The sequence below is a fragment of the Mesorhizobium sp. B2-4-18 genome, from assembly GCF_006441385.1.
Taxonomy (GTDB): Bacteria; Pseudomonadota; Alphaproteobacteria; order Rhizobiales; family Rhizobiaceae; genus Mesorhizobium; species Mesorhizobium australicum.
Genome location: NZ_VFUW01000001.1, coordinates 725,406 through 749,137 on the forward strand (window position 1 = coordinate 725,406; position 23,732 = coordinate 749,137).

Genomic DNA, 23,732 nt, shown 5'->3' on the forward strand with positions numbered 1-23,732 from the left:
GAGTGCGATCATGACCTCACCTTCGGGCTCGACGCCCACCGAGGCGCAAGCCTTCCTCGACGCCCATCCCGAGATCGAGGCCTTCGATATCGTGCTGACCGACGCCAATGGTGTGGGGCGCGGCAAGATCGTGCGCAAGCATGAGCTGAAAAGCATTTTCGAGGGCGGCCGGCATATGCCGATCTCCATTCTCGGCCTCGACATCACCGGCGAGGATGTGCACGAAACCGGGCTGATCTGGGACAGCGGCGACGGCGATCTGAGGGCCTGGCCGATTCCGGGCACGCTGGTGCCGCTTTACGGCACGAAGCCACCGCGCGGCCAACTGCTGATGGCGATGTATCATCTCGACGGCCAGCCAATGTCGTCGGATCCGCGGCTGGCGCTTGCCCGGCAGGTCGGCATATTGGCGGCCAAGGGACTCTATCCCGCCGGTGCCTTCGAGCTCGAGTTTTTTCTGCTGGCCAATGAGCGCGACGCCGACGGCAAGGTGCAGCCGGCGCGCGCGGTGCTCGATGGCCGCGTCTCGGGCAAGACCGAAGTTTATTCAGTCGACCATCTGCACGGTATGGAGCCGTTGTTCTCCGACATCTACGCCGCCGCCAAGGCGCAAGGCATTCCGGCCGAGACGGTGATTTCCGAATATGCGCCCGGCCAGTACGAACTGACGCTGAATTACCGCAAGGACGTGATACGGGCAGCCGACGACCTGGTCATGCTGAAGCGGCTGGTGCGGGCGCAGGCGCGCCGCCATGGTGTTACCGCCTGCTTCATGGCCAAGCCGATCGAGAAATATGCCGGCTCCGGTATGCATTTCCATGTCTCGCTGCAGGACAAGGGCGGCCGAAACGTCTTTGCGGAAGCCGCCGGCGAGAGCTGGTCGCTGCCGCTGCTGCGTGGCCTCGGCGGGCTGATCCAGACCATGGCGGAATCAATGCTGGTGTTTGCGCCGCATGCCAATTCCTGGCGGCGCTTCGTCTCGCAATCCTATGCGCCGGTGGCGCCGAGCTGGGGCGTCAACAACCGCTCGGTGGCGTTGCGCGTGCCAGCCGGCGATGCGAAGAACCGGCGCATCGAGCATCGTCCATCAGGCGTCGACGCCAATCCGTATCTGATTGCCGCGACGGTGCTTGCCGGCATCGTCAAAGGCCTCGACGAAGGGCTTGATCCCGGCCCCGAAACGACCGGCAATGGCTATGAAGCTGCCGTCACCCGCACGACGATGCCGGCCGATTGGCGGGCCGCCATCGAAGCGGCCAAGGCGTCCAGCTTCCTGAAGGGCGCGCTCGGCGAGGACCTGCACCGCACCTTTGTGGCGATCAAGCAGTCCGAGTACCTGCGCGTGGCGCGCACAGTGAGCGAGCTGGACTATCATCTCTATCTGCACGAAGTCTGATGCGGGAGACCGGCGGCGATCACTTTTTCGCCGGCATCATCAAATGAGATGGCGCATTGGCCTACTAGAACATATCATGAACAAATGAGCGCACTCCCTGTTCGTGAGAAACTGGCAATCCTGTCCGACGCCGCCAAATACGACGCCTCCTGCGCCTCATCGGGCGCGGCGAAAAAGGACTCTTTGAAATCCGGCGGCATCGGCTCCACCGAAGGCATGGGCATCTGCCATTCCTACGCGCCGGACGGCCGCTGCATCTCGCTGTTGAAAATCCTGCTGACCAATTTCTGCATCTACGACTGCAGCTATTGCATCAACCGCTCGTCCTCGAATGTCCGGCGCGCCCGCTTCGGCATCGACGAGGTGGTGAAGCTGACCATGGATTTCTACCGGCGCAATTATATCGAAGGGCTTTTCCTGTCCTCGGGCGTCATCCGTTCGCCTGACGAGACCATGGGCGAGATGGTCGAGGTGGCGCGGCGGCTGCGGCTGGATGAAAAATTCTCCGGCTATATCCATCTCAAAACCATCCCCGAGAGTTCGGCGGAACTGATCGAAAAAGCCGGGCTCTATGCCGACCGCCTGTCGATCAATGTCGAATTGCCCACCGACGAGGGCGTGAAGAAGCTGGCGCCGGAAAAGAGGCCGGAGACAATCCGGCTTTCCATGGCCAATTTGCGTCGGAAGATGGAGGAAAAAGCCGAGCCGACATTGCGGACCAAAAAGCGCGAACGCTTCGCCCCGGGTGGCCAGTCGACGCAGATGATCATTGGCGCGGACAAGACCTCCGACGACGGCATCCTGCACGCCAGCGCCCGGCTTTATGGCAGCTACCATTTGCGGCGCGTCTATTATTCGGCCTTCAGTCCTATCCCCGATTCCTCGTCATCGCTGCCGCTGCGGAAGCCGCCGCTGATGCGCGAACACCGGCTCTACCAAGCCGACTGGCTGATGCGCTTCTACGGATTTTCGCAGCCTGAAATCCTGGCCGGCAGCAGCGATGGCATGCTCGATCTCGCCATCGATCCGAAACTTGCCTGGGCGCTGCGCAACCGGGGACGGTTCCCCGTCGACGTCAACCGCGCCGACCGCGAAGCGCTGCTGCGCGTGCCTGGCCTGGGAACTAAGGTTGTCGCGAAAATCCTCGAAACCCGCCGCTACCGGCGACTGCGGCTCGAGGATGTCGGCCGGCTCTGCCATTCGATCGCCAAGCTCAGGCCCTTCATCATCGCCGAAGGCTGGTCGCCAGGCGCGCTCACAGACAAGCCCGGACTGCGCGGCAAGATCGTGCAATCCTGCGAACAACTGGCGCTGTTTTGACGATGCGGCCGGCCGAGCTCGACCTCACCCGCCACACCGTTTGGCTTGAAAGCCAGACCGATTTCACAGGCTGGCGCGACGCGGCTCGGCGGCTGGCGTTGAATGAGGTCAGACCCGAGGACATCAGCTGGCATGTCGTAGCCGGTCTCGACCGGCCGCCAAGCGACTTGCCTGACGTGCCGCAGGGCGCTGAGCTCATTGTGCCACGCGATTTCATCGGCCAAGCCGAGACCGCCTTCTGCCATTCCGATCCCGGACGTTTCGCCTTTCTCTACAGGCTGCTGCGGCGGCTGCGCACCGAGCCCAAATTGCTGGCGATCGCATCGGATCCCTACACCAAACGGCTTGAAGCCATGGAAAAATCGGTGCGGCGCGACAGCCACAAGATGCACGCCTTCGTCCGCTTCCGGAAGATCGGCGACGGCGAGGATGAACGCTATGTCGCCTGGTTCGAACCCGACCATTTCATCGTCGAGCGCAATGCGGATTTCTTCGTCAGGCGTTTTACCGGCATGCGCTGGACGATCCTGACGCCTTACGCGTCCGCCGATTGGGATGGCGAGAGGCTGGCGATCGGGCCGGGCGCGGCCAAGGGCGATGCGCCAGACAAGGACGATACCGAGACGCTGTGGAGGACTTATTTCGAGAACATCTTCAATCCGGCACGCCTCAAGGTGAAGGCCATGCAAAAGGAGATGCCGAAGAAATATTGGCGGAACCTTCCCGAGGCCTCGCTCATTCCTGACTTGATCGCAGGAGCGGACGAGGCCGCCAGGGATATGATTGCGAAGATGCCGACAACGCCCGCGCCGCACCACGCCAAGGTGCAGGCGAGGCACTGGCCTAAGCATGAGCCTACCGAAGCGCCTGAGGACGATGCCGCGCACACGGTTTCCGAATTGCGCGAGGCCGCCAAGGGATGCCGCCGCTGTCCGCTTTGGCGCGATGCGACGCAGACCGTATTCGGCGAAGGGCCTGACAACGCCAAGGTGATTTTCGTCGGCGAACAGCCGGGCGACCAGGAAGACCTCGCCGGCCAGCCGTTCGTCGGCCCGGCGGGCAAGGTTTTCGATGCCATATTGGACGATGCCGGGGTCGACCGGCTGAAGGTCTACGTCACCAACGCGGTCAAGCACTTCAAATTCGAACCGCGCGGAAAACGCCGCATCCACTCCAAGCCGAATGTCGGCGAGGTTCAAGCCTGCCGCTGGTGGCTAGACCACGAGTTTGACCTGATCAAGCCGAATCTCGCCGTGGCGCTCGGTGCCACGGCGGCGCTATCCCTGCTTGGCAAGGCGGTCCCGGTGACCAAGATGCGGGGCCAGGTGATCGAACGCGTGGATGGTTTGCGTGTCTTCCTCACCATCCATCCGTCCTTCATCCTGCGCATTCGGGATCACGCCGACAAAGAAGCCGAACGCGAGCGGTTTTTGCAGGATATGAAGCAGGTGAAGAAGCTGATGGCAGCTTGATCTGCCGGTTTAGCGAACGAGAATTGCCCTGAGATCGTTCACGTTCGTGCCGGTCGGGCCGGGCACGAAGAGATCGCCAACGGCATTGAAGGCCGTCCAGGCATTGTTTCCGGCCAGCATCGCCTTGGCATCCACACCCGCCGCGCGCATGCGCGAAACGGTCGAGCCGTCGGCGAAGGCGCCGGCATTGTCTTCCGAGCCGTCGATGCCGTCGGTATCTGCGGCAAGAGCGTGAATGCCTTGCATGCCGTTGATGCCGATGGCGAAGGCAAGCAGGAATTCCGAGTTGCGGCCACCCTTGCCTTTGGCCCGCAACGTCACGGTGGTCTCCCCGCCCGACAGGATCAGAACCGGCTTTTGGAAGGGCCGGTTGCGCGTTGCCACTTCGCGGGCGATTGCCGCGTGGACGCCGCCGACCTCGCGTGCTTCGCCTTCGATGGCATCGGAGAGGATGACGGCTTCGATGCCTTGCCGCCTCGCTTCCACCGCTGCCGCTTCCAGCGACACGCCGGCCGATGCGATCAGATGCACCTCGTTGCGCGCAAAGCGCTGATCGCCGGGATCTGGTGCGTCGGCCGCCGGCGACTGGAGATGCGCCATCACCGCGTCCGGTAGTTTCATGCCATAGGCTGATATCGAAGCCAGGGCATTCTCACGGCTGCCGACATCGGGAACGGTTGGGCCGGACGCGACAAGGGCCGGATTGTCGCCGGGGATGTCGGAAACCACCAGCGACACCACCTTGGCCGGCCAGGCCGCGGCAGCCAGCCGGCCGCCTTTGATGGTGGAGAGGTGTTTGCGGATGGTATTCATCGCCGCGATCGGCGCGCCGGAGGCAAGCAGCGCCTCGTTGACGGCGATCTCGTCGGCCAGCGTCAGGCCGGCGGCCGGAGACGGCAGCAGCGCCGAACCGCCGCCGGAAATCAGCGCCACGACCAGATCGTCCGCTGTCAGCCCTCGCACCTTCTCCAGCAGGCGCCGCGAGGCCTCGAGCCCGGCGGCGTCCGGCACCGGGTGTGCGGCCTCGATAATCTCGATGCGTTCGCATTTGGCGCCATAGCCGTAGCGGGTGACGACCAGGCCCTCGATCGTCCCCTCCCAGACCTTCTCGAAGGCCGCCGCCATCTGCGCCGAGCCCTTGCCGGCACCGATGACGATGGTGCGGCCCTTCGGCTTTGCCGGCAAATGATCGCGAATGGTCTTTTCCGGATCGGCGGCCGAGACGGCGGCGTCGAAGATGGAGATGAGGAAGGATTTGGGATCGAGCACGGTCATCTTTGGCTGCCATCGGCGATTTGCGAATAGCCGCAAGGCTGGCCCCGCCCCTCATCCGCCTGCCGGCACCTTCTCCCCGTATAGTGACGGGGAGAAGGGAAGCGCTCCAGCGTTGGTACGCCCCTCTCCCCGTCTCTATACGGGGAGAGGGTGAGGGTGAGGGGCAGCGCTGACGTCACGATTTTTCTTCCGGCGGCAGAGCAAGCTTGCCTGCATCGATGCCCAGATGATCGCACAGCGCATCGACCACCACGCCATGATCCTGGCGCTCAGGCAGGCCAGAGACCGCGATCACGCCGATAACACCGACGCCCTTGACCGCAACCGGAAAGCCGCCGCCGGCCAACACATAGTCAGCAATATCGAGCCCCTCGCCGATCTTGAAGGTGCGGTCGGGGCGCTGCTGCTCCAGCACCAGCCGGTAAGTGCTTCTGAGATAGCGCTTCACGACATTGATTTTGCGCCGTGCCCAGTCGGGATTGGAAGCGTTCGAGCCCGGCATCGCGGCATAGAACAGCGGCCGGTCGAAGGTCCTGATGTCGACGATGATGGGCAAGTCTTCCCGGAGCGCCCGGTCGCGGATGGCCGAACCGATCTCGAAGGCGACAGCCTCGTCGAAGGCCGTGAAGACAAGCGTCTCTTCCTGTCTCTTGATCAGAGCGATGTCGTCAGCAACGGCCATGTCGTTCCCCTGTCAACTTCGCCGCACGCTTTGACCGATGGCTGCCGCCGGGTCAAGCGGGGAACACGCCGCAGCGCTAAATTGCGATGTCGCTCTTGGCAGGCCGCCCCGCGACATAGACCTCGCGCACCGCGCGGTCGTCTCCCAGCGTCTGCAGCAGGAACAGTTCCTGCGCCAGCGTCTCGACCGTTTCCATCCTGAGCCGCATCGCCGGCGTCGCCCTGGCATCGAGCACGACGATATCGGCGTCGGTGCCATCCTCCAGCGTGCCGATCCTGTCCGCCACCGACAGCGCCTCGGCGTTGCCACGCGTGATCTGCCAGAATGACTGGAACGGGTTGAGCTTCTCACCATTGAGCGCGATCACCTTGTAGCCCTCGTCCATGGTACGCAGCATCGAATAGTTGGTGCCGCCGCCGACATCGGTGGCGGTCGCGATGCGCAATGGCTTGTCGCGGCAGCGAAAGCGCTGATAGTCGAACAGGCCGGAGCCGAGGAACAGGTTGGAGGTTGGGCAGAATACCGCCACCGAACCGCTGTCCGACAGCGCGTCCGCCTCACGCTCCGACAAATGAATGCAATGACCGAACAGGCTCTTTTTGCCAAGCAGCCCGTAATGTTCGTACACATCGGTGTAGTCGCGCGACCAGGGGTAGAGCTGTTGCGTGAAGGCGATCTCGGCGTGGTTTTCCGACAGATGCGTCTGCATGTGCAGGTCGGGATGTTCGCGGCACAGCGCGCCGGCCATCTCCATCTGCTCCGGTGAGGAGGTGATGGCAAAGCGTGGCGTGATGGCATAAAGCTGGCGGCCCTTGCCGTGCCACTCGGCGATCAGCGCCTTGGTGTCGTCATAGCCGGATTGCGGCGTGTCGAGTACGCCTTCGGGCGCATTGCGGTCCATCATCACCTTGCCGGCGATGTTGAGCATGTCGCGCGCGTGCGACTCGGCGAAGAAGGCTTCCGCCGACGCCCTATGCACCGAACAGTAAGCGGCGACCGTCGTCGTGCCATGGCGCACCGTCTCATCAAGGAACAGGCGCGCGATGCGGCGGCCATGCTGCGCGTTGGCGAATTTTGTTTCCTCTGGAAAGGTGTAGGTGTTCAGCCAGTCGAGCAGTTCGGCGCCATAGGAAGCGATGATCTGCATCTGCGGGAAATGCACATGGGCATCGATGAAGCCCGGCAGCAACAGATGCGGCCGGTGATCGATCTTTTTTGTCCCCTCGCCCGCCTGTTTCTCGACATCGGCGTAGGCGCCCGATGCAACGATCCTGCCGTCGCTTATCAGCAGGCCGCCATCTTCTTCGTAGCGCCAGGCGGAGTGGTCGTCGATGGCTTGCGGCCAGCGCACGAAGGACAGCGTGCGGCCGCGCAGAAGTGTCGAGGTCATGCTTATTTCCCCGCGCCTTCGAACCAGGCGACCAGCAGCGCCCGCTCCTTGTCGGTGATCTCTGTGACATTGGCGGGCGGCATGGCGTGGCTGCGGCCTGCCTGCAGGTAAATCTCGCGGGCATGATCGGCAATGCCCGCGTCCGTATCCAGCATCACCCCCTTGGGCGCGTGGTAGATGCCCTCGTAGACCGGCTCCGCGGCATGGCACATCGAGCAGCGGCCAAGCACGGTGTCGCGCACCGCCGGGAAATGCGCCGAAGCGATATAGACTTGCGCCGAGGCGGAAACCTTGGGTTCACCGGTCAGCACCTTCGGCACGGTCGACAGCCAGATGATGATGAGGAACAGGACAAGGGCGCCCAGCCAGGTCCAGTGCGGGTTGCCGGCACGTTTGTGCACGCTGTTGAAATAGTGGCGGATCAAGACACCGATGATGAACACCAGCGAGGCGATGACCCAGTTGAACTGCGTCCCGAACGCCAGCGGATAGTGGTTCGACAGCATCAGGAACAGCACGGGCAGCGTCAGATAGTTGTTATGGAGCGAACGCTGCTTGGCGATCTTGCCGTACTTCGGATCCGGCTTGCGTCCTGCGATGAGGTCGGCGACGACGATCTTCTGGTTCGGAATGATGACCATGAAGACATTGGCCGACATGATCGTCGCGGTGATGGCGCCAAGATGCAGGAAGGCGGCGCGGCCGGTGAACAGATGCGTCAGTCCCCAGGCGATGAACACCAGCACGCAATAGAGAACCAGCATCAGGCCGGTGTCGCTTTTGCCGAGCGGCGAGCGGCACAGGAGATCATAGACCACCCAGCCGACGCCGATCGTCGCCATCGACAGCAGGATGCCTATTGGCACCGACATCGGCAGCACATTGGGATCGATCAGGAACAGGTCCGCTCCGGCGTAATAAACCACGCACAGCATGGCGAAACCGGACAGCCAGGTGGCGTAGGATTCCCACTTGAACCAGGTCAGATGCTCGGGCATCTCGGCCGGCGCCACCAGATATTTATGGATGTGGTAGAAGCCACCGCCATGCACCTGCCATTCCTCGCCGAAGGCGCCGACGGGCATGCCTGGTCGCTGGCGCAGGCCCAGATCGAGCGCGACGAAATAGAAGGACGAGCCGATCCAGGCGATGCCGGTGACGACGTGCAGCCAGCGCACGGCGAAGCTCAGCCAGTCCCAGAAAATCGCGAAATCCATCATTGAAGTCGTCCCTGCCGATGACGCGACTTTACGGTGTGGCGCGTAAACGGAAAGAGGCGAGGTGTGCGATGACTTTCAAAAAAAATTGGAAAATACTAGGTTGATCCCTGCAAACCGGCGAAGGTGCTCCGCATGGCCTATCTCGACAACATCGCCGTCTTCGTCCGCGTCGTCGAGCTCGGCAATCTGTCGGCGGCCGGGCGCGACATGCGCATTTCGCCGGCGGTCGCCTCGAACCGTATCAAGGAACTGGAGAAGCATCTCGGCGTCCGGCTGTTCAACCGCACGACACGGCAGTTGATGCCGACCGAGCACGGCACCGTGTTCTACTCGGGCGCGAAGCAGGTTCTGGAGGCGATCACTGAAGCGGAGGCGGCCGTCTCGGCACTGTCCGGCCAGCCGCGCGGCACCATCAAGGTGACGGCGCCGCTTGGGCTCGGCCGGCGGCTGGTGGCCTCGGGCATTCCCGATTTTCACGACAAATACCCTGATATCGAGGTGCGGCTCAGGCTCTCGGACCACAATGTCGACATCATGAAAGAGGGCATCGATGTCGCCTTCCGGCTCGGCATCATCGAGGACTCCAGCCTTCGGATGCGCGGCATCATGGAATGCGAACGTGTGTTGGTCGCCGCACCCAAATATCTTGAGGCACGCGGCGAGCCCATGGATCCGCAGGAATTGATCGGCAGGAGACATGACTGCCTGATGCTGCGCTATTCCGGCGCACGCGAATATGTCTGGACCTTGCAAACGCCGGCCGGCCAGCAAAAATTCGAAGTGCACGGGCCCTACGACACCGATGACGGCGACGTGCTGACCGGTTGGGCTCTGTCGGGACGCGGTATCATCAACAAGCCGCGCTTCGAGGTCGAGCCGTTCATCCGCGACCGGCGGCTGAAGGTCATTCTCGCCAGCACCCCGCCTACGCCGGTGCAATTCGCCGCCGTATATCCGCACAAGAAGCTGCAGGATCCCAAGGTGCGCCTGCTGCTCGACTTCATGGCGGAGCGCTGCCAGCGGCTGATCAAGGACATCCTGGCCGGGCGGTAGAACAGGCCGGCAAGTGACCGCCGGCTGCTTCCATTCGCCGGGCTTGTCCTGCTGCAGGACGAACTTAGTTTCGTCCTGCGCGGTTTTGACCGGGCAATCCGCACCTTGGTCGAGGTACGAGCAAAGCCGATGGGTCATCGTTGCCGATTCCGAGGCGCCTCGACCTCGCGCATCAGCCTATAATCTGGCGCGTCGCTTCGCGTCCCCTCAACGTCATCAGCCACGGCCGTGCCGGCTGGAACGCATCGCTGACCCTACCCGCGCGAGGCCACCAACTTCAGCAGGCCCGAAGGATTTTCGGACACGGTTTTCGACGCTGCGCGGAGGAATTCACAGGCATCGTGCAGGGCCTGTGGCAGGACGCGGATGCTCTACTGTTCGACAAGAGCGGCGGTCACGCTGCCTGAACATCTCGGCTTGAAACGGCCGGCTTAGCGGCGGCGCAAGTCTAACTCGCCATCACCCTGTCATGGGGACGGTCGGAACTTGAGGCCGCCCCGTGCACGACTAGAGCCGTCATGATCTCGGCGGCCGCCAGTGCGGCGATCACCTGCGGGCGCTTGTCCTTGACGGCGTCGCCACCGATCGGCGAGACGAGCCGGCCAAATTCAGCCTCCGTGCCGTCCGCCGATTTCAGGAACCAGTTTCTGAATGTCGCCTTCTTGGTCTTCGAACCGATCATGCCGACATAGGCAGCGTCGCCGCGTCTCAGCGCCTCTGCGACGATCAGGAAATCGAGCGCGTGGTCATGGGTGAGGATGGCGAAGGCGGTGCCGGCCGGGGCGGCGCGAACCTCGGCTTCCGGCATCGGCGTCAGCCGCGTCTCGACGGTTTCCGGCATGCCTTCCAGCGCCTCGGCCCGCGTCTCGATGACGACACCGTGCACGGGAAGAAGCGCTACCGTAGACGCGAGCGCCTGGCCGACATGGCCGCCGCCGAAGATGTAGACGTGCGGCAGATGGGCTTCCTCGGCTTCCGCCGCCGCAACCAGTTCGGCGGCCAGCGCTGCATCGACCAGCCGGATCAGCACCTCGACGCGCCCGCCACAGCACTGGCCGATCTCCGGCCCAAGCGGCACATCGAGCGTGGCGCAGATTTCGTCGACTTCGATGCGGGTTCCCCTCCCCCTCGAGGGGAGGGTGGCGGCGAAGCCGCCGGGTGGGGTCGTTGCGGCAGTGCTCGACCCCCTTGCGGTGCCTCCTGCGAGGACCCCCTCTGGCCGCTTCGCGGCCATCTCCCCCTCGAGGGGGGAGATGAGCATCTGCCTGGCTCTGTCGATCGCCATGTATTCGAGCTGACCACCGCCGATCGTGCCAAAGATCGCCGCAGGCGAAACAAGCATGAAAGCGCCCTTCTCACGCGGCGTCGAGCCCTTGGTACCGGCCACTTCGACCAGGGCAAGTCGCGCGGCGCTGCCGAGAAAGGTTTTCAAGCTTTGCACGTTCGAGTTCATGGTTCACGGTTCCCGAATGCAAAATATAGGCTTTTTCGGCTGGGATTGCACGTTTGCCGGCCTTCAGGCGCCAGCCTTGACCTCTTTCTTCAACCGCTCGATCGCCATCAGCACGCGTTCGGGGGTCGCCGGCGCGTCGAGGCGCGGGCAGATCTTGTGGTCGGCGACGCTGGCCACGGCATCCGACAGCGCATGCAGCACTGCCATGCCATGCGGCAGCGGTGGCTCGCCGACCGCCTTGGAGCGATGGATGGTCGGCTCATAGGCCTGCGACCAGTCGGTCAGCGCGACGTTGAAGATCTTCGGCCGGTCCGAGGCCAGCGGGATCTTGTAAGTCGAGGGCGCATGGGTGCGCAGCCGGCCCTTGTCGTCCCACCACAGTTCCTCGGTGGTCAGCCAGCCCATGCCCTGGATGAAGCCGCCCTCGACCTGGCCGAGGTCGATGGCCCGATTCAGCGAACGGCCACAGTCGTGCAGGATATCGGCGCGCTCGACGACATACTCGCCGGTCAGCGTGTCGACCGACACTTCGGCGCAGGCCGCGCCATAGGCATAGTAGTAGAAGGCGTGGCCCTGGCCCTTGCCGCGGTCCCAGTGAATCTTCGGCGTCTTGTAGAAGCCGGCGGCCGAGAGCTGCACACGCGCGATGTAGGCCTGCTTGACCAAATCGTTGAAGCTGACTTCCTGGTTGCCGACGCGCACCCGGTTGGGCAGGAACACCACCTGGTCGACAGGTATCTGATATCTCTCGGCGGCGAAGTCGGTCAGCCGCTGGCGGATCTGGCGCGCCGCGTTCTGCGCCGCCATGCCGTTGAGGTCGGCGCCCGAGGACGCCGCCGTCGGCGCGGTGTTGGGCACCTTGGCGGTTGTGGTGGCGGTGATCTTCACGCGGTCGAGGTCGATCTGGAACTCCTCGGCCACGACCTGCGCCACCTTGAGGTGCAGGCCCTGCCCCATTTCGGTGCCGCCATGGTTCATGTGCACCGAACCATCGGCATAGACATGGACCAGCGCCCCGGCCTGGTTGGACTCGGTCTTGGTGAAGGAGATGCCAAACTTGACCGGCGTCAGCGCCAGGCCGCGCTTGACGAAGCGGCTGTTGGCGTTGAACGCGGAAATCTCGCGGCGGCGGCGCGCATAGCTGGCGCTCTCTTCCAGTTCCGCCACGATGCGCTGGATGATGCAGTCCTCGACCTTCTGGTGATAGGGCGTGACGCAGCGCGCGCCGATCGCCTCCATCGAGTCATAGAAATTCAGCTTGCGGATTTCGAGCGAATCCTTGCCGACCGCGAAGGCGACCTCGTCGATGACCCGCTCGGCGCCGATCATGCCTTGCGGGCCGCCGAAGCCGCGGAAGGCGGTGTTGGAGACGGTGTTGGTGTAGAGCGGCGCCGACTTGGCCAACACCGCGGGATAGAAATACGCGTTGTCGCAGTGGAACAGCGCGCGGTCGCCGACCGGGCCGGACAGGTCGGCGGAAAAGCCGCAGCGCAAGGCATAGGTGAAATCGACGCCGAGGATGTTGCCCTCGTCGTCGAAGCCGACCTCGTAGTCGATGGCGAAATCGTGCCGCTTGCCGGTGGCGGTCATGTCCTCGTCGCGGTCGAGCCGGACCTTGACCGCCCGCTTCAGCTTCTTGGCGGCGATGGCGGCGATCGCGGCGCACTGGTTGGCCTGCGTTTCCTTGCCGCCGAAGCCGCCGCCCATGCGGCGCACCTCCACCGTCACCGCGTTGCTCGGCACGCCGAGCGTGTGGGCGACCAGATGCTGCGTCTCGCTCGGCCCTTGCGTCGAACAGTAGACGGTCACCTCGTCGTCCTCGCCGGGGATGGCGAGCGACACCTGGCCTTCGAGATAGAAATGGTCCTGGCCGCCAAGCCACATGCGGTTCTTGATGCGGCGGGGGGCTGCCTGGATTGCGGCGGCCGCATCGCCACGCTTCAGGATCAGCGGCGTCGTGACCTGCTTGTCCCTGGTCGGATCAAGGTCCCATATGTCGATGAGGGCAGGGAGCTCGTCATACTCGATCCCAGCCAGGCGCACGGCGCGACGCGCCGCCTCGCGCGTCTCGGCAATGACCGCGAAGATCGGTTGCCCGAAGAACTGCACCTTGCCTTCCGCCAGCACCGGATCGTCATGCATGTTGCTGGGCGAGACATCGTTCTCGCCCGGCACGTCGGCATAGGTCAGCACGTCGACGACGCCAGGGGCCGCGCGCACCGCCGAGAGATCGACGCTCTTCAGAACGCCATGGGCCACCTTGGACAGGCCAAGACCGACATGCAGCGTGCCGGCCGGCTCCGGCATGTCGTCGATATAGACGGCGCCGCCGCTGACATGCTTGTGGGCGGAATCGTGCCGCTGGTCGGTGGCGACGCCGCCGACGATCTTCTCGGCCTTGAGGTTTGATGGTGCGTGCTTGTTCATCAGGCCGCCTCGCTGCGTGATACCTGGAACGGCGCCTTGGTGCCGGTGGTTTCCACGTAAAAGCGCAACAGAAGGTTCTTCGCCGCCAAAGCTCGGTATTCGGCGGTTGCGCGCATATCGGTCAGCGGGGTGAAATCGCTGGCATAGCAGGCCATAGCCGCTTCCACCGTCACTTCGGTCCAGGCCTTGCCGAGCAGCGCCTTTTCGACAGAGGATGCCCGCTTCGGCGTTGCCGCCATGCCGCCATAGGCGATGCGGATATCGGCTACCGTGCCGTCCTTGGCCAAGGCCAGATAAAAGGCGCCAAGGGTCGCGCTGATGTCCTCGTCGCGGCGTTTGGTGACCTTGTAGACGGCGAACTTTGTCCCCTTTACCGGCACCGGCACATGCACGGCCTCGACGAACTCGCCTGGCTGGCGGTCCTGCTTGCCATAGGCGATGAAGAAATCCTGCAACGGGATCGTGCGCCGTGTCTTGCCCCTGCGCAATGTCAGCCGTGCACCGAGCGCGATGAACGGTGGCGGCGTGTCACCTATCGGCGAGCCGTTGGCGACGTTGCCACCGATCGTGCCCATGTTGCGGACCTGTTCGCCGCCGATGCGGTCGAACAACGGCCCCAATGCCGGGATGCGTTTCGACAGCGTCGAAAAGGCTTCGGTGTAGGTGACGCCGGCGCCAATCGATATGACACCATTGTCTTCCGTGACGGTGCAAAGCCCCGGCAGATTGCCGATGAAGATCGCCGGCGAGATGTCGCGCATCTGCTTGGTCACCCACAGACCAACGTCGGTCGAACCGGCTACGACGGTGGCGGTCGGCTCTTTTTCGAAAACAGCCGCGAAATCGTCGGCATCGGCCGGCACAACCAGCCGCGTCCGGCCGGCGCCGATCTCGACCCTGGCGCCATCGTGCAACGCCTGCAGCCGTGTGGTGACGTCCCGGCGCTCCGCCGCCAAGGGGTCCTTCGCCACCTTGCCGTAGCTCGATATGGCGTGCGCGGCGCGCATGATCGCCTCATAGCCGGTGCAGCGGCAGAGATTGCCTTGCAAAGCTTTTTCGATGGCGGCGTCCGAAGGGTCCGGTGACTTCATCCACAAGCCGTAGAGCGACATGACGAAACCCGGCGTGCAGAAGCCGCATTGCGAGCCATGTAAATCAACCATAGCCTGCTGGACCGGATGCAACTGGCCAGCTTCGCCGCGCAGGTGCTCGACCGTCACGACATGGGTGCCGTCGAGCGAGCCCAGAAAGCGAATGCAGGCATTGACGCTTTCATAGACCAGTCCGGTGGCCGAAAGTCTGCCGATCAGCACCGTGCAGGCGCCGCAATCGCCCTCGGCGCAGCCTTCCTTGGTGCCGCGTAGCGAACGGTCGAGCCGCAGCCAGTCGAGCAGGGTCGCGTCAGGCGCCACGGATGACAGCGCGACATCCCTGCCATTCAGAATGAAGCGGATTTCGCTGCGGATATTGACCTTGGCCATGCCTCAGCTCCCCCTGTAGGTGGAATAGCCGTATGGCGAGATCAGCAATGGTACATGATAGTGCAGCGCCTGCGCCATGCCGAAGCGGATCGGCACGCTATCGAGGAAGGCCGGCTCGGGCAGCTTCGTTCCTTGGCCGCGCAGATAGTCGCCGGCCGCGAACACCAGTTCGTATTCGCCGGTGCGGAAGTCGGCACCGGCCAGCAGCGGCGCATCGCAGCGGCCATCGGCATTGGTGACGACCGTCTTCAGAAGCGTGCGGGCCAAACCCTCGATACGGTAGAGCGCGATGGACAATCCCGCCGCCGGGCTGCCGGTCGCGGTATCCAGGACATGGGTCGTCAGACGCCCGCCATCGGCTTTCGATGTCTCTGCCATTGGCCGCCTCCCATTTTCCAATACGAACAAATTGGCCGGTACAATCAAGCACTACTGATGAATTGTGCGCCAATTAAAGGCGATGCATAAGTCCCGGTCGAGCGGAGTGCGACAAAAACACTTTCAAAAATTTTGAGGGGAATGCGAGAAGCACCCTTTCGATATCCTGATCATACTTCCGGTGATGCCGGGCGCGGAGGGACGATGCGTTACACCAGGGACATGCGTGGCTACGGAGCCAATCCGCCGGATCCGAAATGGCCTGGCGGCGCGCATGTCGCCGTGCAGTTCGTCGTCAACTACGAAGAGGGCGGCGAGAACTGCGTGCTCCACGGCGACAAGGCTTCTGAAGCCTTCCTGTCCGAGATCGTCGGCGCGGCGCCCTGGGTGGGCCAGCGCCACTGGAACATGGAATCGATCTACGAGTATGGGGCGCGGGCCGGCTTCTGGCGGCTGCTGCGCCTGTTCAGCGAAGAGCAAGTGCCTGTCACCTGCTATGGCGTCGCCACGGCGCTCGCGCGCTCGCCCGACCAGGTCACGGCGATGCAGGAAGCCGGCTGGGAAATCGCCTCGCACGGGTTGAGGTGGATCGACTACCGCGACCACGACGCCGAGGACGAGCGCCGCGACCTCGAAGCGGCGATCAAGCTGCACTACGAGGTGACCGGCCAGCGCCCGACCGGCTGGTATACGGGCCGCACATCTATCAACACGGTGCGGCTGGTGGCAGAGGAAGGCGGCTTCGACTACGTCTCGGACACCTATGACGACGAACTGCCCTACTGGTTCGAGCATGAGGACGGCACGCAGCTCATCATTCCCTATACGCTCGACGCCAACGACATGCGCTTTGCCACACCGCAAGGCTTCAACTCGGGCGACCAGTTCTTTGCGTATTTGAAGGACAGTTTCGATACGCTCTATGCCGAGGGCAAGGCCGGCCGGCCGCGCATGATGAACATCGGCCTGCATTGCCGCCTGGTCGGGCGGCCGGGCCGGGTGGCGGCGCTGAAACGCTTCGTCGATTATGTCAAAGCGCACGACAAGGTCTGGCTGGCGCGGCGCATCGACATCGCCAAGCACTGGCAGGAAAACCACCCCTATCAGCCGGCCGCCCTGCGCCCGTCGAAGATGGAATTCGAGACGTTCGTTCACAGCTTCGGCGGCGTTTTCGAACATTCGCCCTGGATCGCCGAGCGGGCCTACGAGCTGGAGCTCGGCCCGGCGCACGACACGGCGGGCGGCCTCCACAATGCGCTTTGCCGCATCTTCCGTTCCGCCAGCGAGACCGAACGGCTCGGCGTGCTCAACGCCCATCCCGACCTGGCCGGCAAGCTGGCCAAGGCCAGGCGACTGACGGCGGAATCGACCAGGGAACAGGCTTCCGCCGGTCTCGACGCGCTGACAGACAAGGAACGCGAACTGTTCTCCAAGCTCAACGCCGCCTACGTCACCACCTTCGGCTTTCCCTTCATCATCGCGGTGAAAGGCAAGACAAAGGAGGAAATCCTCGCCGAATTCGAAGCCCGCATCGGCAACGGCCGTGGCGTCGAATTCGAAACCGCCTGCAAACAGGTCGAGCGCATCGCGCTGCTGCGCCTCAAGGACATGCTTCCACAATAGGTTTGAACCCATGGATACGATCAGGATGCCCGAGCGAACCTATTATGCCCCAAAGGGCGGCCATTCCGGCCAGAGCGAACTTCTGACCGGCCGCGCCGTCTTTACCGAGGCCTATGCGGTCATCCCCAAGGGCGTGATGCAGGACATCGTCACCAGCGCCCTGCCGTTCTGGGACAAGACGCGTGTCTGGATCCTGTCGCGGCCGCTGTCCGGCTTCGCCGAGACGTTTTCGCAATACATCGTCGAGGTCGCGCCAGGCGGCGGCAGCGAGCGGCCGGAGCCCGATGCCGGCGCCGAAGGCGCCCTGTTCGTGGTCGAGGGCGAACTGACGGTTCTGCTCGACGGCATGAAACATGTGTTGCGCCCCGGCGGTTTTGCCTTCCTGCCGCCGGCCAGCGGCTGGACAGTCCGCAACGAAGGCAAGGCGGCTGTCCGCTTCCACTGGATACGCAAGGCTTATGAAGTCGTCGATGGCCTCGAGATTCCCGAGGCCTTCTTCACCAACGAACAGGAGATCGCGCCGACGCCGATGCCCGGCACCGAGGGCCGCTGGGCAACGACGCGGTTCGTCGATCCCGCCGATCTGCGCCATGACATGCACATGACCATCGTCACGCTCGAGCCCGGCGCGGTCATTCCCTTCGCCGAGACGCATGTCATGGAACACGGGCTCTATGTGCTCGAAGGCAAGGCTGTCTATCGGCTCAACCAGGACTGGGTCGAGGTCGAGGCCGGCGACTATATGTGGCTGCGCGCCTTCTGCCCGCAGGCCTGCTATGCCGGCGGCCCCGGCAAATTCCGCTATCTGCTCTACAAGGACGTCAACCGGCACGCCAAGCTCGGCGGGGCCGGCATCGCGAAGCGGACGTCATGAGCCGCATTGTCGCGCGGCCGCTGACCCGTGAGGCCTTTGCCGAATTCGGCGATGTCATCGACATGGGCGGCGACAACCACTATCCGATCAATGGCGGCAAGGCCGAGCGCTACCATGACCTCGCCACCGCGCAAGCCACGGGGCCGAATGCGCGCGTGCTGATCTCGATGGTGCGCGGCACGCCCTATGACATGCCGCTGAAGCTGACCATGGTGGAGCGCCACCCCTTGGGCAGCCAGGCTTTCATACCGCTGTCGCCGCGTCCGTTCCTGGTCGTCGTCTGCCCTGACGGCAAGGACGGGCCTGGCGAGCCGCATGCCTTCGTCACCGCACCGGGGCAAGGCATCAACTATTTCCGCAATCTCTGGCACGGCGTGCTGACGCCGCTCGGAGAGCCTCAGGACTTTTTGATCGTCGACCGTGGCGGCGACGGCTCCAACCTCGAGGAATTCCATTTCTCGCACGCCTACGAAATCCACCTCCCCGACGAGAGCTTGTGATGACCGACATCTCGCTGATCGACCGCCTGCTCGACGTCATCGAGCACGACATCGTGCCGAAGACGGCAGAAGGCGTCGCCCACGGCAACAAGCTGTTCGGCGCGGCGATCCTGCGCAAGGACAACCATTCGCTGGTACTGGCCGAGACCAACAACGAGATGGAAAACCCGCTCTGGCATGGCGAGGTGCATTGCCTGAAGCGCTTTTACGAGATGCCCAGGGCCGAGCGCGTCGACACCAAGGACGCCATCTTTCTCGCCACACACGAGCCCTGCTCGCTCTGCCTGTCGGCGATCACCTGGGCCGGCTTTGACAACTTCTACTATTTGTTCAGCCACAAGGATTCGCGTGACAGTTTTGCCATCCCGCATGATCTCAAAATTCTGAAAGAAGTCTTCACCCTCGACCCCGGCGGCTACAATGCCGAGAACGCCTATTGGAAAAGTTTTTCGATCCGCAGGTTGGTGCGGGCGCTGGCCGGGGCCGAACGCCAGCGGCTGGAGGAGCGGATCGGGAAAATCTCGGCGCGCTACGACGAATTGTCGGGCGACTACCAGGCGAGCAAGGCTGAGAACGACATTCCGCTGAACTGAGCTTCCGTCTCAACAATCGCCGCTTGTGTTACCCCCTTTATGGGGGCATACTGGATTATGGATAAACGCTGACCCACTTACGATCTTGATGCAATCAAGACGACATTTGGGTCTGTCGACACGCTGGCGATCACAACGTCCGCACTGCGGGATGCTGTTGGGCTGGGCTTCGATCGCGCCGGTTTGATCGAGGTGATCGACAGCATGAGGCGGAAGATGTTTGTGAAGTCGATGACGACTTTCGCGGATCATCGAGTGTCGCAGGATGTCTATCGCGTGCCAGCGCGTGACATCCTTCTCATGTGAAATTCCAGGCGGATGTCGTGACCGAATTCACGATCATGTCATTCAAGGAGAAATGACCATGGCGACAAGGGAGAGCAGTGAAACGAATAGGATGGTCTCCCCCGAAACCGGAGAAACGTTGATGCGCGGAGTCCGTCCATTCACCGTGACCTATAAGGGCGAGAGCATGATCGTCGACCTGCCCGGCTACTATCCTCCATCGGATGGCGAGGGTGTGCATGTCGGCGACGACATGGCCGCCGTTGATGCCGGGTTGCGCGCGCTCAAGGAGAAGATCGACGGCGTGCCGGCCCCGTCAACCATCCGCCGCATGCGCACGAAGCTCAAGCTGTCGCAGCGCGAGGCCGGATCCTTGTTCAAGGTCGGCGAGAACGCCTTCGACAAGTATGAAAGAGGCTTGATCGAACCGAGTGGCCCGACCATTCAATTGATGACATTGCTGGAGAAACATCCCGAACTGCTCGACGAATTGCGGTAGCGGCACAGGTCGCATATTTCGCTGCTCCAGTCGCGAATGGCGATTGAAAGTTCTCGTGCCGCGGAGCGTTATGCCTGCCATGAAAATCATCACCGAATTTCCCCGCAAGGTCGTCGAATTTCCCGATATGGGCATCGTCATGCCCGATGGCTGCCGGCTGTCGGCTCGGGTGTGGATGCCGGAGGATGCGGACGACGATCCGGTGCCTGCCATCCTCGAGCACCTGCCCTACCGCAAGCGCGACGGCACGATCTTTCGCGATCAGCTTACCCATCCCTATTTCGCCGGCCACGGCTACGCCTCGATCCGCGTCGACATGCGCGGCAATGGCGATTCCGAAGGGCTGATGGACGACGAATATTCCGAGCAGGAACTGCAGGACGCCTGCGATGTCATCGCCTGGGCGGCGGCCCAGCCCTGGTGCAACGGCAATGTCGGCATGATGGGTATTTCCTGGGGCGGCTTCAACTGCCTGCAGGTGGCGGCCAAACAGCCGCCGGCGCTCAAGGCGGTGATCAGCCTGTGCTCGACCGTCGACCGCTATGCCGACGACATCCACTACAAGGGCGGCTGCCTTTTGAACGAAAATTTCGGCTGGGCCTCGACCATGCTGTCCTATTCGTCGCGGCCGCCGGATCCGCTGATTGCCGGCGACAACAGATGGCGCGACCTCTGGATGACCCGGCTGGAGAACCTGGCCTTCATGGCGCCGCTGTGGCTCAGCCACCAGCATCGCGACGCCTATTGGAAGCGCGGTTCGATTTGCGAGGATTTTTCGGCCGTCAAGGCGGCTGTGCTGTCGATCGGCGGCTGGCACGACGGCTACCGCAACACGATCTCGCACCTCGTCAGCAACATCGAGGCACCGGTCAAGGGCATCGTCGGACCGTGGATCCACAAATACCCGCACTATGCCGGCCCCAAGCCAGCCATCGGCTTCCTCCAGGAAGCGCTGCGCTGGTGGGACCGCTGGCTGAAGGGCGCCGAGACCGGCGTCGAGGCCGATCCCGACTACCGCGCCTATGTGATGGACAGCGTGCGTCCCGCGCGCTGGCATCCGGAGCGGCCCGGCCGCTGGATAGCCGAGCAGGAGTGGCCATCGTCCAACATAACGATTGAAGCGCTCGAGCTCATGGCTCCGGGTGCAGGGCCTTCAACCGTCGCTTCGCCGCAAACCTGTGGGCTTGCCGGCGGCGAATACTTTCCGTTCACCTTCGGACCGGAACTGCCGGGCGATCAGCGTCCTGATGATGGGCTGTCGGCCTGTTTCGACCAGCCTGAGCTCACCAAGCCGATCGAGATCGTCGGCGCGCCGGAGCTTGAGGTCCAGCTTGCCTCGGATCGGCCCCAGGCCAACATCGCTGTCCGGCTCTGCGACGTGCATCCCGACGGCGCCTCGGAACTGATCTCCTATGGCGTGCTCAATCTGACGCACCGCAGCTCGCATGAATTCCCCGAGGCGCTGGTCCCCGGGGAGACGGTTTCGGTCCGTGTCGTGCTCGATCAATGCGCCTACCGTGTGCCGGCCGGCCATCGTCTGCGCGTCGCCGTTTCGACCGCCTACTGGCCCGCTATCTGGCCCTCGCCCGAGCCGGTACGACTGACCGTGTCGGCGGCCACGCTATCGGTGCCGTTGCGCCTGCTGGCAACAGGCGACGAAGCCGTTTTCGCCGAGCCGGAAGGTGCTACGCCGTGGGCGACCGAGACGGTTCGGCCCGCCAATTCCGAACGCCATGTCGACCGCGACGAAAAGACCGGGATTGTCACGCTGTCGATAACGGACGACTTCGGCGAAGTGCGCGATCTCGACCACGGACTGGTCAACGGCAGCATTGCCCGCGAAACCTGGACCATCCAACCTGACGATCCCCTGTCAGCCTCGGGAAAAACACACTGGACGCAGACCCTGTCGCGAAATGGATGGTCGGTCCGTACCGAGACATGGGCGCAGATGCGGTCGGACACGCAAAACTTCATCGTCAGCGCCCGAATCGAAGCCTATGAGGGCGAAAAACTCGTCTTCGAGCGCGATTTCGACGAAAAGGTCCCGCGTGCGCTTGTTTGAGCGTTGAAATCATTGATCCAAATGCGACGTGCGATTTACGCCACGGCATGTCGCATTCGGTCTTGCTTACCGCTTTCCCTTGCGGTCATTATTCCCTTTAACAAGAAGCAAGAAAATCGACCGCAGAGTCGAACCAACAGAGTGAGGAACTCAAATGTCAAATGAACTGGAATTCCTTAGCCGGCGCGTTGCGTCCGGCAAACTGAGCCGTCGTGATTTTCTCGGCCGGGCGGCAGCGCTCGGCATCGCCGCACCCTTCGCCAACGCACTGCTTTCGAGCGCGGCGCGTGCAGCGGGTCCGGTCAAGGGCGGTACTCTGAAGGCCGGCCTGGTCGGCGGTGAATCCACCAACAGCCTCGACCCGGCGCTGATGATGACGCAGGTGCCGTTCGCCTTCGGCAAGTGCTGGGGCGAAATGATCGTCGAGCTGTCGCCGGAAGGCAAGCTCGAGAACCGCATCGCTGAAGACATCGGCTCGTCCAAGGACGCCAAAACCTGGACGCTGAAGATCCGCGACGGCGTCGAATTCCACAACGGCAAGACCGTGACCGCGGAGGACGTGGCCGCCACGCTGGAGCGCCATTCGGACGAGAAGTCGAAATCCGGCGCGCTCGGCTACATGAAGGGCATCGACACCATCAAGGCCAGCGGCAAGGAAGTGGTGCTGACGCTGAAGGAGGCCAATGCCGACCTTCCCTATTTGCTCAGCGACTATCACCTGATCGTTCAGCCCAATGGCGGCAAGGACAAGCCAGATGCCGGCATCTCGGCAGGGCCATACGTGGTTAAGACCAACGAGCCTGGCGTGCGCCATGGCGGCGAGCGCTTCGCCAATTACTGGCAGGGCGACAAGATGGGCCATGCCGACCAGATCGAGGTCATCGTCATCAATGACGCGACCGCCCGCACGGCAGCGCTGCAGGGCGGCCAGGTCAACATGATCAACCGCGTCGAGCCGAAGATCGTCGACCTGATCAAGCGCGTGCCGGGCGTGACCATCCGCAACCACGCCGGTCCCGGCCACTACGTGTTCATCATGCATTGCAACACGGCGCCGTTCGACAACAACGACCTCAGGATGGCGCTGAAGCTGGCGATCGACCGCGAGGAGATGCTGACCAAGGTGCTGCGCGGCTACGGCTCGCTCGGCAACGACTTCCCGATCAACGCGTCCTATCCGCTGTTCAGTGAGATCGAGCAGCGCAAGTACGATCCCGACAAGGCCAAGTTCCACTACAAGAAATCAGGCCATGACGGCACCGTGCTGCTCAGGACCTCGGATGTGGCTTTCCCCGGCGCCGTCGATGCGTCCCAGCTGTTCCAGCAGAGCGCGGCCAAGGCCGGCATCAAGATCGAGCTCAAGCGAGAGCCCGGCGACGGCTACTGGAACGAGGTCTGGAACAAGCAGCCCTTCTGCGCCTCCTATTGGGGCGGCCGCTCGACGCAGGACCAGATGTACTCGACCGCCTACCTGTCGACGGCAGACTGGAACGACACGCGTTTCAAGCGCCCGGACTTCGACAAGATGGTGCTGGCGGCGCGCGCCGAACTCGACGAGGCCAAGCGCAAGCAGATGTACCATGACATGGCTGTCATGGTCCGCGACGACGGCGGCCTGATCCTGCCGATGTTCAACCAGTTCATCGACGCCACCGGCGCCAAGGTCGATGGCTGGGTGGATGATCCGCACCAGGAACTGATGAACGGCTACGCCCTGGCGAAGTGCTGGCTGCAGGCCTGAGTCCG

General features: G+C 63.2%; 20 protein-coding genes. 12 read left to right on the forward strand and 8 right to left on the reverse strand.

Going from position 1 to position 23,732, the window contains the following annotated elements; translation table 11 throughout:
- The first annotated feature begins 10 nt into the window (after positions 1 to 10).
- From FJ527_RS03345 to FJ527_RS03355, 3 genes are all read left to right on the forward strand, one after another.
- Positions 11 to 1,396 carry a glutamine synthetase family protein gene (locus tag FJ527_RS03345; protein ID WP_140821666.1) on the forward strand — a complete coding sequence of 462 codons (1,386 nt, stop codon included), beginning with the start codon at positions 11 to 13 and terminating at the stop codon, positions 1,394 to 1,396.
- 84 nt (positions 1,397 to 1,480) lie between these two features.
- Positions 1,481 to 2,716 (forward strand): putative DNA modification/repair radical SAM protein, encoded by a 1,236-nt coding sequence (locus tag FJ527_RS03350; RefSeq protein WP_140821668.1) that lies wholly within the window; start codon positions 1,481 to 1,483, stop codon positions 2,714 to 2,716.
- A 2-nt stretch (positions 2,717 to 2,718) separates the two neighbouring features.
- On the forward strand, positions 2,719 to 4,188 hold the full coding sequence (locus tag FJ527_RS03355) for a UdgX family uracil-DNA binding protein (protein WP_140821748.1): 1,470 nt from the start codon (positions 2,719 to 2,721) through the stop codon (positions 4,186 to 4,188).
- Positions 4,189 to 4,197: 9 nt separating this feature from the next.
- Here the strand turns inward: FJ527_RS03355 and FJ527_RS03360 are convergent, their stop codons facing one another.
- The 4 genes from FJ527_RS03360 to FJ527_RS03380 all read right to left on the reverse strand — a co-directional run bounded on the left by FJ527_RS03360 (position 4,198) and on the right by FJ527_RS03380 (position 8,755).
- On the reverse strand, positions 4,198 to 5,463 hold the full coding sequence (locus FJ527_RS03360) for a glycerate kinase (protein ID WP_140821670.1): 1,266 nt from the start codon (positions 5,461 to 5,463) through the stop codon (positions 4,198 to 4,200).
- A 175-nt stretch (positions 5,464 to 5,638) separates the two neighbouring features.
- Positions 5,639 to 6,145 carry a heme-degrading domain-containing protein gene (locus FJ527_RS03370; protein WP_140821674.1) on the reverse strand — a complete coding sequence of 169 codons (507 nt, stop codon included), beginning with the start codon at positions 6,143 to 6,145 and terminating at the stop codon, positions 5,639 to 5,641.
- A gap of 76 nt (positions 6,146 to 6,221) precedes the next feature.
- The gene (gene guaD, locus FJ527_RS03375) at positions 6,222 to 7,535 is read right to left on the reverse strand and encodes a guanine deaminase (protein WP_140821676.1); all 1,314 of its coding nucleotides are present in this window, start codon (positions 7,533 to 7,535) and stop codon (positions 6,222 to 6,224) included.
- A 2-nt stretch (positions 7,536 to 7,537) separates the two neighbouring features.
- A complete protein-coding gene (locus FJ527_RS03380; RefSeq protein WP_140821678.1) occupies positions 7,538 to 8,755 on the reverse strand; it encodes a urate hydroxylase PuuD in 1,218 nt (405 codons plus the stop codon).
- 132 nt (positions 8,756 to 8,887) lie between these two features.
- On the opposite strand from FJ527_RS03380, the gene FJ527_RS03385 reads away from it, so the two are divergent.
- A complete protein-coding gene (locus tag FJ527_RS03385) occupies positions 8,888 to 9,808 on the forward strand; it encodes a LysR family transcriptional regulator (protein ID WP_140615052.1) in 921 nt (306 codons plus the stop codon).
- A gap of 448 nt (positions 9,809 to 10,256) precedes the next feature.
- Here the strand turns inward: FJ527_RS03385 and xdhC are convergent, their stop codons facing one another.
- From xdhC to uraH, 4 genes are all read right to left on the reverse strand, one after another.
- Positions 10,257 to 11,261, reverse strand: coding sequence for a xanthine dehydrogenase accessory protein XdhC (xdhC, locus tag FJ527_RS03395; protein WP_140660077.1), 1,005 nt, complete (start codon positions 11,259 to 11,261; stop codon positions 10,257 to 10,259).
- 63 nt (positions 11,262 to 11,324) lie between these two features.
- Entirely contained in the window at positions 11,325 to 13,688 is a 2,364-nt protein-coding gene (gene xdhB / locus FJ527_RS03400; RefSeq protein WP_015314316.1) for a xanthine dehydrogenase molybdopterin binding subunit, read from the reverse strand.
- Positions 13,688 to 15,169: a xanthine dehydrogenase small subunit gene (gene xdhA, locus FJ527_RS03405; RefSeq protein ID WP_140821680.1), complete on the reverse strand. Its 1,482-nt coding sequence runs from the start codon at positions 15,167 to 15,169 to the stop codon at positions 13,688 to 13,690. The genes xdhB and xdhA overlap by 1 nt, the downstream gene beginning before the upstream one ends.
- Before the next feature lie 3 nt (positions 15,170 to 15,172).
- On the reverse strand, positions 15,173 to 15,547 hold the full coding sequence (gene uraH / locus FJ527_RS03410; RefSeq protein WP_140821682.1) for a hydroxyisourate hydrolase: 375 nt from the start codon (positions 15,545 to 15,547) through the stop codon (positions 15,173 to 15,175).
- Between the two features lie 204 nt (positions 15,548 to 15,751).
- Between uraH and puuE the strand changes: the two genes are divergently transcribed.
- From puuE to FJ527_RS03450, 8 genes are all read left to right on the forward strand, one after another.
- Positions 15,752 to 17,170: an allantoinase PuuE gene (gene puuE / locus FJ527_RS03415; protein ID WP_140821684.1), complete on the forward strand. Its 1,419-nt coding sequence runs from the start codon at positions 15,752 to 15,754 to the stop codon at positions 17,168 to 17,170.
- A gap of 10 nt (positions 17,171 to 17,180) precedes the next feature.
- Entirely contained in the window at positions 17,181 to 18,044 is an 864-nt protein-coding gene (locus FJ527_RS03420) for a bifunctional allantoicase/(S)-ureidoglycine aminohydrolase (protein ID WP_140723429.1), read from the forward strand.
- Complete coding sequence (locus FJ527_RS03425; protein WP_140723432.1) at positions 18,041 to 18,544, forward strand: ureidoglycolate lyase; 504 nt, start codon at positions 18,041 to 18,043, stop codon at positions 18,542 to 18,544. Before FJ527_RS03420 ends, FJ527_RS03425 begins: the two co-directional genes overlap by 4 nt.
- Complete coding sequence (locus tag FJ527_RS03430) at positions 18,544 to 19,137, forward strand: nucleoside deaminase (protein WP_140821687.1); 594 nt, start codon at positions 18,544 to 18,546, stop codon at positions 19,135 to 19,137. The genes FJ527_RS03425 and FJ527_RS03430 overlap by 1 nt, the downstream gene beginning before the upstream one ends.
- Before the next feature lie 129 nt (positions 19,138 to 19,266).
- Positions 19,267 to 19,443: a type II toxin-antitoxin system MqsR family toxin gene (locus FJ527_RS29545; RefSeq protein ID WP_246677679.1), complete on the forward strand. Its 177-nt coding sequence runs from the start codon at positions 19,267 to 19,269 to the stop codon at positions 19,441 to 19,443.
- A gap of 121 nt (positions 19,444 to 19,564) precedes the next feature.
- On the forward strand, positions 19,565 to 19,921 hold the full coding sequence (locus FJ527_RS03440) for a type II toxin-antitoxin system MqsA family antitoxin (protein WP_246677675.1): 357 nt from the start codon (positions 19,565 to 19,567) through the stop codon (positions 19,919 to 19,921).
- Positions 19,922 to 20,000: 79 nt separating this feature from the next.
- The gene (locus FJ527_RS03445) at positions 20,001 to 21,986 is read left to right on the forward strand and encodes a CocE/NonD family hydrolase (RefSeq protein WP_140821689.1); all 1,986 of its coding nucleotides are present in this window, start codon (positions 20,001 to 20,003) and stop codon (positions 21,984 to 21,986) included.
- A 154-nt stretch (positions 21,987 to 22,140) separates the two neighbouring features.
- On the forward strand, positions 22,141 to 23,727 hold the full coding sequence (locus tag FJ527_RS03450) for an ABC transporter substrate-binding protein (protein ID WP_015314325.1): 1,587 nt from the start codon (positions 22,141 to 22,143) through the stop codon (positions 23,725 to 23,727).
- Positions 23,728 to 23,732 lie beyond the last annotated feature (5 nt).